The following is a 15,450-nucleotide window of genomic DNA, read 5'->3' as shown; positions in this document are numbered from 1 at the left end:
ATGAATGCGCATACCGCATTGGCGGCGCTTACCGGTAACTACGGTCATGGCGACATCGTTGCCTCGCATCGACATGACGAAGGCCAACTGGTCTACGCCATCAACGGTGTGATGCTGGTATCGGTCGTCGGCACCACCTGGGTGGTGCCTTCCGGGCACGCGCTGTGGGTGCCGTCGGGGCAGGAGCACCAGATCCGCATGACAGGCGAGGTGCGCATGCGCACCTTGCTGATCACCCCCGGCGCGCACCGTGCCTTGACCGAGGAATGCCACGTCATCCGCGTGTCGCCACTGCTGCGTGAGCTGATCATCGCAGCGTCCGAAACGCCGGACAGCGAGCCGGCGGTGGTGCGTCATGTGCAGATCGTTGATCTGATCTTCTCCGAACTCGACCGGGCACAGAGGGTTTTGGCACATGTGCCGATTCCCGACGAACCGCGGCTCAAGTCGCTGTGCGCCGACTTTATCGACAACCCATCCCAGGAGTCGAAACTGGAGAGCTGGGCGGTGCAACTCAATATGAGTTCGCGCACCCTGGCTCGGTTGTTTCAGAAAGAATTGGGCATGAGTTATGGCGAGTGGCGTAAGCGCACGCGGCTGCTGCTCAGCATGCAGCGCCTGGCGTGTGGCGTGTCCATTCTGGAAGTGGCGCTCGAGCATGGCTACCAGAGCCCGAGCGCGTTCACCGCAATGTTCAAACGCACCATGGGCTACACCCCCAGCAACTGCCGGCTGGTCTGATCGGGCCTCGCGCTCACACGTTTCCTACTGGACATGGCCTGCCTTCGCGCAGGGCCATGCGTGCGTGCGTCTGGTCGGCGAGCGCTCAAGATCGAGCGTGCGCGCGCAGGTTGTCCCAATCGAAACGATGGTTGTCTGGAACTCGGGAGATGCGCAGCGCGGTGCTCTCTTAACCTGCGTCTCTACTTAGCACTCTGGATTTCTGCGATGGGTTCGCCTTCTTTTTCCATGTGGCACAGCCGTCTTTCGCTCCTGGGCGTGGCCGTCGTCTGGTTGGCGGGGTGTTCCTCGTGGGTGGCCCATGCGCCGGCGCAACCGCACCCCCAGCGCATCGATGCGTTGAGCCGCTTGCCGCAAGGTGTATCGGCCCAGGCCTTACCCGACCGTTGGTGGCAGTTGTACAACGATCCCAAACTCGACGCCCTGGTGCAGCAAGCGCTGGCGCACAACCGCGACCTGGCGGCGGCACAGGCTCATGTGCAGTCGATGCTGGCCGCAATCATGCAAGCCGACGCCGAGCGCTGGCCGTCCACTCAAGCGTCCGTGGGCGCGGTCTACGGCAAGACTGCCGACGATCAGACCCTGGCCAAGGCCACCGACAGCCACGCGCCATCGCAGTGGGCCTTCAATCCTGGCTTCGAACTGGCTTATCAGGTGGATGTGTGGGGCCAGGTGCAGCGCAGCATCGAACGGGCGCAGGTGCAGGCGGCGGCGGCTCAGGATGCCGAAGACCTGCTGCGCATCACGGTCGCCGCGCAAACCACCCGTGCCTACGTGAATGCCTGCGCCCTGGGCGCGCGCGCCAAGGTGCAGCGCCATTCGCTGGAGGTGGTCGGACACAGCCTGGCACTGACCGATCGCCAGCGTCAGGCCGGTGTGGTGACCGATCTTGAATACAGCCGCATGCAGGCCCTGCAGGGCGAAACCCTGGCCTTGCTGCCCATGTTGGAGGCGCGCCGCCAGGTCGCGTTGTACGAGCTGGCGATGCTCACGGGCGTGGCTGATCTGGAACAGGGCTCGGGCGCTGCGACATGCGAAGTGGTGCCGCAACTTACTGGCGCGCTGCCGGTGGGCGATGGCTGGCAATTGCTGGCGCGCCGCCCGGATATCCGCCGGGCCGAGCGAGCGCTGCAAGCGGCCACGTTGCAAGTGGATATTGTCCAGGCCGACCTGTACCCGAAGGTGACCTTTGGTGCATCTGTGTCCTCCTCGGCCAACAAACCCCATGAACTGGGAGACAGCAGCGCGGTGATGTTCGGCATTGGCCCGCTGATTACCTGGCAATTCCCCAACTGGCGTGCCAACCGCGCACGGGTCAACCAGGCTCGCGCGCTTGAGCAGGTGGAGGTCGCGCAGTTCGAGGCCAGCGTGCTCAAGGCCCTCAAGGATGTGCGCCAGGCCCTGGCGTTGTACGACGGCGAGCGCCAACGCCACGCGGCCTTGAGTCAGGCCCTGGAGAGCAGTCGGCACGCCTACAAGCTGGCGCAGTTCAACTACGAAGCCGGCTCCATCGACTTTCTCGACGTGCTCGACAGCGAGCGTGAGCTGATCCGCCTGCAAGCCACTCAAGCCGATGCCGACGGCCAGTTGCTGCAACGCCAGATCAGTCTGTTTAGCGCCCTGGGCGGCGGCTGGCAGTCCACCCCCACCCCTGCTGCTGCGCTCACCCACGCCTCCGTCACTTTTTCCGGTACCCAGCCATGAATATCGCTGTTGATGAAAAAACCACTGTGCAGGATGAGCAGGAGCATGTGCTCGAACAACTCATGCACGCCCGCAAGCAACGCCGCAAACGCAACCTGATTCTGCTCGGTGGTGCGGCGTTATTGATCGCTGCGGTGGCGTTTGGTGTGTATTGGATGACGGTTGGGCGCTACCTGGAACAGACCGACGACGCCTACGTGCGTGCCGACTGGATTCCCATCAGTCCACGGGTGTCCGGGTACGTGGCCCAGGTGCTGGTGGAGGACGACCAGCCCGTCAAGGCAGGCGATGTGCTGGTGCGCATCGAGGACCGCGATTACCAGGCGCGCTTGGCCCAGGCCCGTGCGGAGTTGGCCGAAGTGCACGCCTCGATCGCTGCCCAGCAAGCCAACCTGCAAGTCACCGACAGCCTGATCGCCCAGCAAAAGGCCGGTGTGGCCCAGGCTGAGGCGCATACCCGCAGCGTGGGCGCGGAGTTGCGCCGCGCCAGCCTGGATCAGCGTCGCTATGAAGGCTTGGTGCGCGAGCATGCCGCCAGCGCCCAACGTTTGGAAAGCGCGGCCGCCAGCTACACCCAGGCCAGCGCCGCGGTGGAAATTGCCCGGGCGATGCAGCGCCAGCAGGAGACCCGCCTGAACGTCGCCATTACCCGACGCCAATTGGCCGATGCCTCGCTGCAGCAGCAGATAGCCCGGCGCGGCCAGGCCGAGGCTCAGTTGAAACTGGCGGACCATGCGCTGGAAGACACCTTGATCCGCTCGCCGATCGACGGCGTGGTGGGGCAGCGCAAGGTGCGCACCCGCCAGTACGTCGCGCCGGGGCTGCCGCTGCTGGCGGTGGTGCCCTTGCAGCAGGCCTACGTGGTGGCCAACTACAAGGAAACCCAATTGCGCGACATGCGCGCCGGGCAAGCGGTGGACATCAGCGTCGACAGCTATTCGGGACGCAAGCTCAAGGGCCATGTGGTGAGCTTCTCGCCCGGCTCGGGGGCGGTGTTCGCGCTGCTGCCGTCGGACAATGCCACCGGCAACTTCACCAAGATCGTGCAGCGTTTTCCGGTGAAGATCGTGATTGATCAGCACGATGACGGCGGCCCCATCCTGCCGGGCATGTCGGTGATTACCACGGTGGATACCCGCCCCACTGCCCAGGGCGCCACGCATGACTGAGGCTGGCGAGAAAACCGTCTCCTTTCGTGCCTGGGTGGCCGTGATCGGCGGGCTGTTCGGCTGCTTCATGGCCGGCATGAACGTGCACGTCACCAGCGCCGCGTTGCCTGAAATCGAAGGCTCGCTGGGGGCGACCTTCGAAGAAGGTTCGTGGATCTCCACGGCGTACCTGGTCGCGGAAATCGTCATGATCCCGCTGACCGCCTGGCTGGTGCAGGTGTTCTCGCTGCGCCGCGTGATGCTGGTGGGCTCGTTTGTGTTTCTGGTGGCTTCGATTGCCTGCTCCTGGGCACCCAACCTGGAAGTGATGATCATCATTCGGGTGATCCAGGGCGCCGCCGGCGCGGTACTGATTCCGTTGTCGTTTCAACTGATCATCACTGAGCTGCCGCCGAGCAAGATCGCCATGGGCATGGCCCTGTTTGCGCTATCGAACAGCGTGGCCCAGGCCGCCGGGCCATCCATCGGCGGCTGGCTGACCGATGCCTATTCCTGGCGCTGGATCTTCTACCTGCAACTGGCCCCCGGCATTCTCCTGCTGCTGGCGGTGGCGTGGTCCATCGATGCCAAACCCATGCAATTGAGCCTGCTCAAACGCGGCGACTGGGGCGGCATCCTGGCCATGATCGTCGGCCTGGGCGGATTACAGATCGTGCTCGAAGAAGGCGGGCGCAAGGACTGGTTCGGCTCCGATTTCATCGTGTGGATGTCACTGGCCGCCGGCGTCGCCCTGGTGTACTTCGTGCTGTCGCAACTGTACGGCAGCCGCTCGTTCATCAACCTGCGCCTGCTCAAAAGCTACAACTTCGGCGTGGCGAGCGCGGCGATGTTCATTTTTGGCGCGGCCACGTTCGGCCTGGTGTTTCTGGTGCCCAATTACCTGTCCCAATTGCAGGGCTACAACGCCCGGGAAATCGGGATCAGCCTGATTGCCTACGGCATGGTGCAACTGGTACTGGCACCGTTCATGCCGCGCCTGATGAAGTGGCTCAACCCCAAGCTGATGGTGGCCAGCGGCTTTTTCATCATGGCCTTGGGCTGCTATCTCGGCGCGCACCTGGACGTGGACAGCGCCGCCAACGTGATCATCCCGTCCACCGTGGTAAGGGGTATCGGGCAGCCGTTGATCATGGTGGCGCTGTCAGTGCTGGCCGTGTCGGGGCTGGCCAAGGATGAAGCCGGTTCCGCTTCGGCGTTGTTTTCCATGCTGCGCAACCTGGGTGGGGCCGTGGGCACCGCCGGGCTGACGCAGATCGTCGCCATGCGCGAGCGCTTTCATTCCGAGCGTGTCGGCGAATCGATCACTCTGTTTTCCCCGTCATTCCAGGAGCGCCTGCGCGCGGGCATGGCGGACAGCGAAGAATTCGTTTTCAACCAACTGTTGCCCGCCCAGCAGCAAGTCCTTGAGGGCCTGATGCACACCGTGCGTCGCGAGGCCTACTTGATGGCCTACAGCGATGCGTTCTACGTGTCCTGTGTCGCCTTGATCCTGTGCGGTGTGGCGGCATTGGCCTTACGTCAGCAAGCCAAGAATTGAATGCACACAGCCGGCAAGTGACGCGCGGCTCTTCTGAACGAACAAGAGGGAACTTGAATGGTAAAAAGGCGAATGGCCTGTTGACGGTTTAGTTGATTGCTAACTTAGCAATGACATGAAGTTTGCGAATGCTCGCGATGTGCGAGTAGGTAAACTATCGCCCGACAAAGTTGATGCTCATAACTTTGATCGGGCTTCTGTTGTTGTGTGTTTTGTAGTTTGGAAATAATTTGTATTATTTTTCAAGAAAACACTTGCTGATCATAATGAACTTCCTCTAAGTTTCGTCTTGCTTCGGCGGCTGACCTCTCGGGCCAACGAAGTATCACCCTGTAATCTAATTGAAATGTATCGCGTGCTGGCCGGTAATGGCGAGATAAGCCTGCTCATGCCTGAAATAAGGCAAGTGGGTATATGTCGAGTCGCCGGGGCGCAACTAAGCCTGATAAGGAGAGCATCATGGAAGATAAAAAGTCGCTATTGAATGCAAAGAAAACGGAACTGGGCAATCATCGGATATTTGCTGAAATCAATTCATTGCCTGTCTTGCGCGCCTTTATGGAAACCCATGTCTTTGCCGTGTGGGATTTCATGTCCCTGGCCAAGCGCCTGCAACAGGACCTGACCTGTACTCGCCTGCCATGGCTGCCTCCACTGGACCCGGCGGCCGCTCACCTGATCAACGAAATCATCCTCGGCGAAGAGTCTGACCAAAACCTGCAGGGCGGTCACTACAGCCACTTCGAACTCTATCTGCATGCCATGCGTGAAGTTGGCGCCAGCACCGACAAGATCGAATTCTTCGTCAAACTGATGCGTGAAGGGGTCGATCTGCAGACCGCCTTGAGCCGTTGCGACGCAGGCCTGGCGGCTTCCGCCTTTGTGACCGATACCATCGAAACTGCAATCAATGCGTCGACGCACAGTGTCGCCGCCGCGTTTCTGCATGGGCGTGAGAGCGTCATTCCAGAGATGTTCCAACGCATTCTCGATGACTGGGACATCACTGCCGACGACGCACCGACGTTCCGCTACTACCTGCAACGCCATATTGAAGTCGACTCCGAAGATCACGGCCCGGCCGCCGAAAGCCTGCTCGCGCGGCTGGTCAACGGTGATGCCCAGCGCCAGGAAGAAGTCTATGAGTCGGCCATCGCTGCGGTGCAAAGTCGCCTGGCGCTGTGGGACAACTTGCGCGTGGCCATGCGCGAAAATGTCAGTGAGTGCGTGGCATGAACGTAGAAGTCATTGAAGCTGACCAGGCCCAATGGGTCGAGGTGACATCCGAGCGCGGTATCACCCTGACGGTATTCAAGGACACCTTGGACCCTGTCACTAAAACCGGGATTCGCACGCGACTGGTGCGCTTCCATCCGGGCGGCGGCACCCGTGAAATCTATACACATGATTATCACGAAGAAGTGTATTTGATTGAAGGCGACCAGACAGAGTTAGCCAGTAAAGAGCGTCCCGAGAAAACCTACCGTGATGGCGGTTACTTCTTCAGGGCAGCGCACACCGAGCACGGGCCGTTCAATTCAAAAGACGGTTGCCTGTTGTTTGAAGTGCACTATTACTGACCATCATGAACAAAGGGAACGATTCATGAGAGCTGAAGAATATCAATCATTTTCCGAGTCTTGGGAGGAGCGGGCGACGATTCGTACGCGGCCAAGGCGTCGATTGGAAGATGATGGAAAGTTAATATTCCCGATCAGTCGCCAACCGCTGGTGATGGGTGCAACGTTTATTCGCGAGTGTGCTCACTTGCAGCACTTCGTGCTCGTTCAGAGTTTGTACAAGTTCATTAACGACGTGGTGATTTTCGAAACGGAAATCGTCGATAAAACGGCCCGAAGTATTGCGAAGGACAACTTCGCCATCCGCTTCCCGTTTGCCTGTCGGTATGACGCGATGACCGTGGTGGTCGACGAGGACTACCACGCGCTGGTGGCGATGGACTACATGCAACAGACCATCGAACTGACCGGGATCGAACCCATTAACTTGCCCGCGGAAATCGAACTCAGCCGTTCGATTCCCAAGGCACTGGCAATGGCGCCCGAGCACCTTAAAGCGGCTGTGGAGCTGATCTGCGTTGCGATTGCCGAAAACACCCTGACCAACGATGTTGCGGCATTTGCCCGGGACGACTCGGTGAAAGCGTCGGTCAAGGGGTTGATGGCAGACCACTTGGCGGACGAGGGAAGGCACTCCGGCTTCTGGGCCAACTTGACACGCATTTATTGGCGCACCGCGAGCGAGGAAGACAAGCGCTCGCTGGCCGCGATCATGCCGGTGTTCCTCGCCGAGTACCTGACCAACGAGATCCAGCAGGGGTTCGATTTTGCCTTGATCGAGCAGTTGCCGGTGAGCGTCTCCGTCAAGGCGGCGTTGCGTGAGGAAGTCGAAGGCATGAGTTTTCCGATCACGCCGACGCATCCGCTGGTGGGCAACATCGTTCGATTCTTCAAACACAGCGCCATGCTCGACGCTCCCTGCATGCAGGAAGCGCTCGCCGATTATCTGCGCTAGAGGAGAACTTCAATGAGACATCTTGATATCGTTCTGTGCGGGCGCAGCCATGCGCTCGCCTGCCTGACGCAAGAGCTGGAGCAGATGGGGCACACGACGCATCTGTTGCCCACTGATAACGCCAATGAGCTGCGCCGGTTGGCGGCGCCGGACCTGTTGATCGATGACGCCAGCACGACACGGTTCCCTGACTATCCGACAGGTCACCGTCTGTCTTTGCGGATGCGGTCCGACGATGCCGCCGATGTGTTCGCGCCCTTGCAACTTGAGTGCCTTTGGTGCGCGGGGGAGGGTGATTGGATGACGCTGGGGCGCCGTGAAGTCGGCGCCGACGCGTCCGGCAACGGGGCCGACCGGGCGCAGGAAGCCATCGCGCAAATGGTCGAGTTGGCCAGTGTGCACATTGGCCGCTACTCGCGCAGCGCCGACTATCTCGAGGCGCCGCGTGAGCCGGTGAAGTCTGCCGACAGCCTGTTGAGCCTGATCGCGCTGGATCGGCTGGCCTGGCAGCATCGTCACAATGCCACTGCCAACATCGGGGTGCTGCAGGAAGCCCGGCAACCCTTCGTACAGCGTCTGGCCGACAGCCTGCTGGCCAACGCCGAGCGCAGTGCCTTGAAAGTCGACGGGCACGGCATGTCCTACGCTCAACTGCACGCCTACAGCGTGGCGATTCAGGAACGTCTGCAGCCTTTGCTGCAAGCGCAGGCCGGGGGGCTGACCGTGGTCGGCATCTCGTTGCCCAAGGGCACGGCGCTGTATGCCGCGATCCTGGCGGTGATCGGCTGTGGCGCCGTGTACCTGCCCCTGGACCCGAACCATCCGGCGGAGCGTCGTGGCGCGATCCTCAAACATGCCAACGCCAGCTTGCTGATCCAGGACACCGAAGCCAGCAACCCGCTCCCGGGCCTGACGACCCTGGACATCGGCCATCTGGATTTCTTCCACCATGGCGCCAAAGGTTACAGCCGCGTGGCCCTCGCGCCAGATCAGAGCCTGCTGCGCGTGCCGCTGGCAGGGGCGGCACCCTGTGTAGCGATCTACACCTCGGGCACCACCGGTCAACCCAAGGGCGTATTGCTGACGGTCGACAACCTGAGTCACTTCTGCGCGTGGTATGCCCGCTACGTGGAACTGGACCGTGACAGCCGCGCCTTGCAGTTTTCCACCATCAACTTCGATGCCTCGCTGCTCGACATTTTCCCGACGCTGATCCAGGGCGCCGAGTTGATCGTACCCACCGAGGACCAGCGCCGCGACCCTGTGGCGCTGGCCGAGCTGATTGAGCAGGAGCAGGTGACTCACGCCTTCCTGCCACCGGCCTTGCTCAGCATTCTCCCGCTCGAATCGCTGTACGGCATGCGCCATCTGGTGACGGGCGGGGATGTGTGCGAGCCCCATGTCATCGAGCAACTGGTGGACCACTGCCAACTGCATAACATTTATGGGCCCACGGAAACGACCGTACTTGCCACATGCCGCACCTTCCAGCCCGGCGACAATAATCGCAACCTCGGCGTGCCGATCGCCAATACCGCGATCTACCTGCTCGACGAAGACGGCTTGCCGGTAGGGCAAAGTGGCAGTGGTGAGATCCACATCGCCGGGCCGGGGGTGGGCCTGGGTTATCTGGACGCCGTGCAAATGACGGCCGAACGGTACCGCCTGCATGAATTGCCCGATGGCCAGCTGTTGCGGTTGTACCGCACCGGGGATCTGGCGCGCTGGACCCAAGACGGCATCCAGATCATCGGGCGCCTGGATAACCAGGTAAAGATTCGTGGTTTTCGTGTCGAGCCGGAAGAAATCGAACACTTGCTGCAATCGAGCCAGTTGTTTCGTCAGTTGGCGGTCGTGATCGATCAACAGCGGCGCATCCTGGCGTTTTTCTCCCAGCCCCAGGGCGGTGACGGTCACGCCGCCAGCGAACAGCTGCAGGCCTACGCGCTCACGCATTTGCCCGATTACATGCGCCCCAGCGCTTACTGCCTGCTGGAACGCCTGCCGGCCACGGCCAACGGTAAAGTCGACCGCACGGCCCTGAAGAATCTACCCGTCAATTACAAAACCCAGGGACCACGTCAGGCACCGCAGAACCCTACCCAGGAAAGCCTGCTCGGGCTGTGGTCGACACTGCTCGACATGCCCGGCGCCGACATCTCCGTGGATGACAGCTTCTTCAACCTCGGCGGCCACTCGATCCTGCTGTCGCAAATGCTGATGGGCATTCGCGAGACGTTCGGCAAGGGCGTGTCGATCAACCGTTTTATTGAACAACCTACCCTGATCAACCTCGCCAATCTGATCGACCAGGACGTCGAGGCCACCGCCACGGTCAGCCCCCAGGCATTGCGTGACGCGATGCTCAGGCCTGAGCTGGACGTGTTGCCGATCAGCCGCCTGGGCAACCTGCACAAGGTTATCGTCACCGGTTCCAACGGGTTTCTGGGTGTGCATATCGTTGAGGCGCTGCTGGAGCTGGGCAGCACTGAAGTGGCATGCCTGGTGCGCGAATCGGCGGGGATGAGTGCCCAGCAGCGTTTCGAACAGGCGTTGATTCAGAACCGTCTCGAACACCTGGACCTGAGTCGGGTAAAGGTGTTGGCGGCAGATATCAGCCAGCCTCGGCTGGGGCTGTCGCAAGCGGATTACGAATGGCTGGACCGTGAATACGGCGTGTTGATCTACAACGCGGCCAACGTCAACCACGTGCTCGACTACGAGTCGCTGGTCAAGGACAACGTCACGCCCGTACTGGAATGCCTGCAGTTGTGTGAAGGGCGCAGCAAGAAGGTGTTCAATTTCATTTCCACCTTGTCCGCCTCCAGCACGGTGGATGAGCAGGGGCGCGTGTTGGAAGAACCGCCGGCGTTCACGCCGCCGATCTACATCCGCAATGGCTACAACCTGTCCAAATGGGTGGCCGAGCGCATCTTGTGGAACGCCAGTGAGTCGGGTGTATGGGTCAACCTGTATCGTCCGGGCAACATTGCCTTCAATACGCGTACCGGTGTGTGCCAACCGCATCAGAACCGGTTGATGCTGATGCTCAAAGGCTCATTGCAGCTTAAGGAAGTGCCTGAGCTGGCGCTGAACTTCGACCTGATGCCGGTGGACTTCCTTGCTCGGTTCATTGCCTTCCACGCCAGCCGGCATAACCGCGCCAAGGCGGTCTTCAACCTGCACAACCCGCTGCCCTTGAGCTGGACGCATTACCTGGAGGCGTTTCGCGCCGCTGGTCACGATTTCCAGATGGTCCCGGTGACACAATGGCAGCAGCGCTTGTCGGCGATCGACAGTGACAACGCGTTGTTCGGTGTCGTTGGCTTTTACCTCAATGGGTTTGAGGAAGACATTGGCGATATCTCGATGATCGAGTACCGCAATGCGCTCTCAGGCATCCGTAGCATGGGTGAAGACTACCCGGCCAAGAACAGTGCGCTGCTGCAAAAAGGCTGCGACTACCTCAAGCAAATCGATTTCATCTGAGCAAAAAAAGGAGCTGTCTCATGCAACATTTTGAACCCGATACCCTGGTGCGCAACCCCGTGGGCAACCCTGTGGTTGCCAGCGTCACCGTCAATGGCGATGCGCGCAGTGTGTGGAATATCGTCGGTGACTTTTCCGGTTTCGCGAAGTTTATTCCGGCGTTGTCGCACATTGAGATGACAGGGGAGGGCGTTCGCTCGGTGCGCAAGAAGCTGTTCAAGGACGGCAACGTGGTGATCGAGCAACTCAACAGTCATGACAACGAAGGCATGACCATGACCTGGTCGCTGATTTACACGTCGCTGAATATCGGCAACCTGTGGGCCGTCATGGAAGTGGTGCCGCAGGGCGCCAATCAAAGCCTGGCAACCTGGACCATCATTGGCCAGCCTTATACCGGTGGCCCGGAAGACGTGCCGGCGTTCGAGGCATTCCTGCAAGGGTTCGCCGAGGATGCGATGAGCAACGTGCAGAAGCTGTTCGCCTGACGCACCCCGTTGCACAGCCCCGCGAACACCTTTCTATGGAAGGTCTTCGCGGGGGCTCCAACCCCGCCGTCATCCCCCCGCAAAATGCCCTCGCACTGCCAGATTAGGCTTTTGAATCGATTCGATATTCTGTAGCCTTGCGCAGCCTCACCGTTACCCGTGCTTGATGAATACACACACTTCGTCCGGCGGCGCCCGAAGGGCTCCAGAGCCGGTGGTACACTCGATTTTCGCGCTACTGCGCCTGCAGGTCTTGCGAACATGACGCATATCTCCGAACGCCTACTGGTTCAAGCCCACCTCGACGCCAAGCAGCCCAAGGCCCTGAGCGCCGATGAGGAAGCGAGCTTGCGCGCCGCCATCGCCGCCGAGCTCAAAGCGCAGGACGCGGTGCTGGTCGCCCACTTCTACTGCGACCCGGTGATTCAGGCCCTGGCCGAAGAAACCGGCGGCTGCGTTTCCGACTCCCTGGAAATGGCGCGCTTCGGCGCCGCTCACCCGGCCAAGACCGTGCTGGTGGCGGGGGTGCGGTTCATGGGCGAAACCGCAAAAATCCTCACCCCTGAAAAACGCGTCCTGATGCCGACCCTGGAAGCCACCTGCTCCCTGGATCTGGGTTGCCCGGTGGATGAGTTCTCCGCGTTCTGTGACCAGCATCCCGAGCGTACCGTGGTGGTCTACGCCAACACCTCGGCGGCGGTCAAAGCCCGTGCCGACTGGGTGGTGACGTCCAGTTGCGCACTGGAGATCGTCGAAAGCCTGATGGATAACGGCGAGACGATTATCTGGGGCCCGGACAAACACTTGGGCACTTACATCCAGCGCCAGACCGGTGCCGACATGTTGCTGTGGGACGGTGCCTGCATCGTCCACGAAGAGTTCAAGTCCAAGCAGTTGGAAGACATGAAGGCGCTGTACCCGGACGCTGCGATCCTGGTGCACCCGGAGTCGCCGACCTCGGTGATCGAACTGGCGGACGCCGTGGGCTCCACCAGCCAGCTGATTGCCGCTGCGCAGCGCTTGCCGAACAAGACCTTCATCGTCGCCACCGACCGCGGCATCTTCTACAAGATGCAGCAGCTGTGCCCGGACAAAGTCTTTATCGAAGCGCCGACCGCGGGCAACGGCGCCGCGTGCCGCAGTTGCGCGCACTGCCCGTGGATGGCGATGAATACCCTGGAGCGCACGTTGCAATGCTTGCGCGAGGGCAGTAATGAGATCTTCGTCGAGCCGTCGGTAATCCCGCATGCGGTACGCCCGCTCAAGCGCATGCTGGACTTCACCCAGGCTGCACGTCTCAAGCTGGCCGGCAACGCCTGACCTGAGACTGGCTGGGTAAAACATGTGGGAGGGGGCTTGCTCCCGATAGCGGTGGATCAGTCAATGTATCGGGTGACTGTCACACCGCTATCGGGAGCAAGCCCCCTCCCACATTTTGATCTTCACTGGGCAGGGGATTATTTCTTCTGCTTTGGGATCCGCACCAACTGCGTGTCCGAATAGATGTCATGCCAGCTGCGCTTGTGCTTATCGAACAGCGACCAGATAAACCCCAGCCCCACGCACAGCCACGACGCGATCGACACCACAAAGCGCAACAGCGCCTGCCACAGGCTGATGCGCGAGCCGTCGGCGTTTTGCACGCGTACGCCCCACACCTGCATACCCAGGGTCTGCCCGGAATGGGTCCAGAACTTGGCGAAGAACCCAAACAGCACGAACAACAGAATAGTCGACAGCAGCGGATCACCGTCCAGCGCGCCGGATTCGGTGAGCGTGCGCATCTTCGCTTCGCCGACGAAGGCGATCCAGATCAACTTATAGATAAACGCGGTGACGATCAGCAGCGCGGTGCATAAAAGGAAATCATAGAACATCGCTGCCAGGCGACGACCCAGGCCAACGGCGGGAAATTCGCCTTGGGGACTTAGCAGGGGTTTGGACATGGCAGGGCTCTCTGGACAAAAACTGCAGTTTACGGAATAGCGGGCATAAAAAAGCCCCTGATGTCATATCAGGGGCTTTTTGTCGCAGTAAGGATCAGCCTTCTGCGTGTACTTCGTCAGCCTGCATGCCTTTCTGGCCTTGCACAGCAACGAAGGTCACTTTCTGGCCTTCTTTCAGGCTCTTGAAGCCGTTGCCCTGAATAGCGCGGAAATGCACGAACAGATCCGGACCGCTTTCCGGCGTGATAAAACCAAACCCTTTTTCGTCGTTGAACCACTTGACGGTACCGCTCTGACGATCAGCCATTTTCTTCTTTCCTTTGACGCTAAAAATTAATGACAGCCCCTTTCACATGAAAGAGCACTGGGCTGGGTTGCAGGAAAGTAAGAGACGTCGAACGGGTTGTAGCATTACTACTTCAGCTACTGCCCAGGTCCAGGTTCCAAGCGACCCATGCAAACACAGTGGGCAAACTCTACGCCAACTAATATGACAAAAACAAGCCCCGCCAAAAAGCCCGTGTTTGCTCGGGCTGACGGAACTTCTTTGAAGTATTGTGAACGGCCTTATTCGATAGTCTCGATCACTTGTTATAGGCGTATTTCACTAACAGTGACTATGAGGCGTGCACTGTTATATGGCGGTTGCGTTACAGTTTAGTGCACGTAACGCAACCGCGTTACTTATGGAAACGGTCAATCAGCCGCGGAAGTAACGTTGCGGCACGAATGGCATTTTACTTACACGTAATGGCACTTTTTTCCCACGCACCAGCGCAGCAACTTCGGTATCCAGTGCGACAAACGCACTGTCCAGGTAGCCCATCGCCAGCGGCCCGCCCAGGGTTGGGCCAAAGCCTCCGCTGCACACGCTGCCGATGACCGTACCGTGCTCATCGACAATTTCCGCGCCTTCGCGCACCGGGGTGCGTTCCTGCGGCAGCAGACCAACGCGCTTGCGGCTCACGCCGGCTTGCTGTTGGGTGAAAATCCGGTCGGCGCCCGGGAAGCCGCCGGCTCGCGCGCCATCGGCACGCCGGGCCTTGGAAATCGCCCACAACAGGCTGGCTTCAATCGGCGTGGTGTCGGTGTTCATGTCGTGGCCATACAGGCACAGGCCGGCTTCCAGGCGCAGGGAGTCGCGAGCGCCCAGGCCGATCGCCTGTACTTCGGCCTCGGCCAGCAGGCTGCGGGCCAGGCTTTCGGCATTTCCAGCCGGTACGGAGATTTCAAAACCGTCCTCACCGGTGTAGCCGGAGCGGCTGACGTAGCAGTCCACATCCAGCAGGCGCAGGGAGGCGAACTGCATGAAGGTCATCTTGGTCACTTCAGGTGCCAGGCGCGCCAACACCTTCACCGCCGCCGGGCCTTGCAGGGCCAGCAGTGCGCGTTCTTCGAACAGCGGCTCGATGCTGCACTGCTCACCGATGTGCGCGCGCAAATGGGCCAGGTCCTGATCCTTGCAGGCGGCATTGACCACCAGGAACAGTTCGTCGTTGCCCAGGTTGGCCACCATCAGGTCGTCGAGAATGCCGCCCTGGTCATTGGTGAACATCGCGTAGCGCTGCATGCCCACCGGCAGGTCAATGATGTCGACCGGCACCAGGGTTTCCAGGGCCTTGGCGGCATTGGCGCCGGTCAGGCGGATCTGGCCCATGTGTGATACATCGAACAACCCGGCCTGTTCACGGGTGTGCAAGTGTTCCTTCATTACACCGAGCGGGTACTGCACCGGCATGTCGTAGCCGGCGAAGGGCACCATGCGCGCGCCCAGTTCGAGGTGCAGGGCGTGCAATGGGGTTTTCAACAGGGTTTCGGTGGACATGTTCAGCTCCTGAAAA

The 15,450-nt window shown here is 60.5% G+C and carries 13 protein-coding genes; 10 read left to right on the top strand and 3 right to left on the bottom strand.

Annotated elements, in window-relative coordinates; translation table 11 throughout:
* The 10 genes from QF045_RS24555 (at position 1) to nadA (ending at position 12,983) form a co-directional block, all read left to right on the top strand.
* Positions 1-741 (top strand): helix-turn-helix domain-containing protein, encoded by a 741-nt coding sequence (locus tag QF045_RS24555; RefSeq protein WP_306494411.1) that lies wholly within the window; start codon positions 1-3, stop codon positions 739-741.
* Between the two features lie 207 nt (positions 742-948).
* Positions 949-2,445 (top strand): TolC family protein, encoded by a 1,497-nt coding sequence (locus QF045_RS24550; protein ID WP_306494410.1) that lies wholly within the window; start codon positions 949-951, stop codon positions 2,443-2,445.
* Positions 2,442-3,614, top strand: coding sequence for an HlyD family secretion protein (locus tag QF045_RS24545; protein ID WP_306494409.1), 1,173 nt, complete (start codon positions 2,442-2,444; stop codon positions 3,612-3,614). Before QF045_RS24550 ends, QF045_RS24545 begins: the two co-directional genes overlap by 4 nt.
* Entirely contained in the window at positions 3,607-5,151 is a 1,545-nt protein-coding gene (locus QF045_RS24540; RefSeq protein ID WP_306494408.1) for an MDR family MFS transporter, read from the top strand. Before QF045_RS24545 ends, QF045_RS24540 begins: the two co-directional genes overlap by 8 nt.
* A 459-nt stretch (positions 5,152-5,610) precedes the next feature.
* A complete protein-coding gene (locus QF045_RS24535) occupies positions 5,611-6,387 on the top strand; it encodes a DUF3050 domain-containing protein (RefSeq protein ID WP_306494407.1) in 777 nt (258 codons plus the stop codon).
* Entirely contained in the window at positions 6,384-6,731 is a 348-nt protein-coding gene (locus QF045_RS24530) for a DUF4437 domain-containing protein (RefSeq protein WP_306494406.1), read from the top strand. The genes QF045_RS24535 and QF045_RS24530 overlap by 4 nt, the downstream gene beginning before the upstream one ends.
* 25 nt (positions 6,732-6,756) lie before the next feature.
* Positions 6,757-7,686, top strand: a complete 930-nt coding sequence (locus QF045_RS24525) for a diiron oxygenase (protein WP_306494405.1) — start codon at positions 6,757-6,759, stop codon at positions 7,684-7,686.
* Positions 7,687-7,698: 12 nt separating this feature from the next.
* Positions 7,699-11,175, top strand: a complete 3,477-nt coding sequence (locus QF045_RS24520) for an amino acid adenylation domain-containing protein (protein ID WP_306494404.1) — start codon at positions 7,699-7,701, stop codon at positions 11,173-11,175.
* A 20-nt stretch (positions 11,176-11,195) separates the two neighbouring features.
* Positions 11,196-11,663 carry an SRPBCC family protein gene (locus QF045_RS24515; RefSeq protein WP_306494403.1) on the top strand — a complete coding sequence of 156 codons (468 nt, stop codon included), beginning with the start codon at positions 11,196-11,198 and terminating at the stop codon, positions 11,661-11,663.
* Positions 11,664-11,924: 261 nt separating this feature from the next.
* The gene (nadA, locus tag QF045_RS24510) at positions 11,925-12,983 is read left to right on the top strand and encodes a quinolinate synthase NadA (RefSeq protein ID WP_306494402.1); all 1,059 of its coding nucleotides are present in this window, start codon (positions 11,925-11,927) and stop codon (positions 12,981-12,983) included.
* A 137-nt stretch (positions 12,984-13,120) separates the two neighbouring features.
* Here nadA and QF045_RS24505 read toward each other — a convergent pair whose 3' ends face one another.
* From QF045_RS24505 to gcvT, 3 genes are all read right to left on the bottom strand, one after another.
* A complete protein-coding gene (locus QF045_RS24505; RefSeq protein ID WP_306494401.1) occupies positions 13,121-13,609 on the bottom strand; it encodes an RDD family protein in 489 nt (162 codons plus the stop codon).
* Between the two features lie 94 nt (positions 13,610-13,703).
* Positions 13,704-13,916: a cold-shock protein gene (locus QF045_RS24500; protein ID WP_049711759.1), complete on the bottom strand. Its 213-nt coding sequence runs from the start codon at positions 13,914-13,916 to the stop codon at positions 13,704-13,706.
* Between the two features lie 393 nt (positions 13,917-14,309).
* Positions 14,310-15,434, bottom strand: a complete 1,125-nt coding sequence (gene gcvT, locus QF045_RS24495) for a glycine cleavage system aminomethyltransferase GcvT (protein ID WP_306494400.1) — start codon at positions 15,432-15,434, stop codon at positions 14,310-14,312.
* Between the last annotated feature and the right edge of the window lie 16 nt (positions 15,435-15,450).

The organism is Pseudomonas sp. W4I3 (assembly GCF_030816195.1).
Classification (GTDB): Bacteria; Pseudomonadota; Gammaproteobacteria; order Pseudomonadales; family Pseudomonadaceae; genus Aquipseudomonas.
This window is presented reverse-complemented; position numbering and strand designations above follow the sequence as displayed.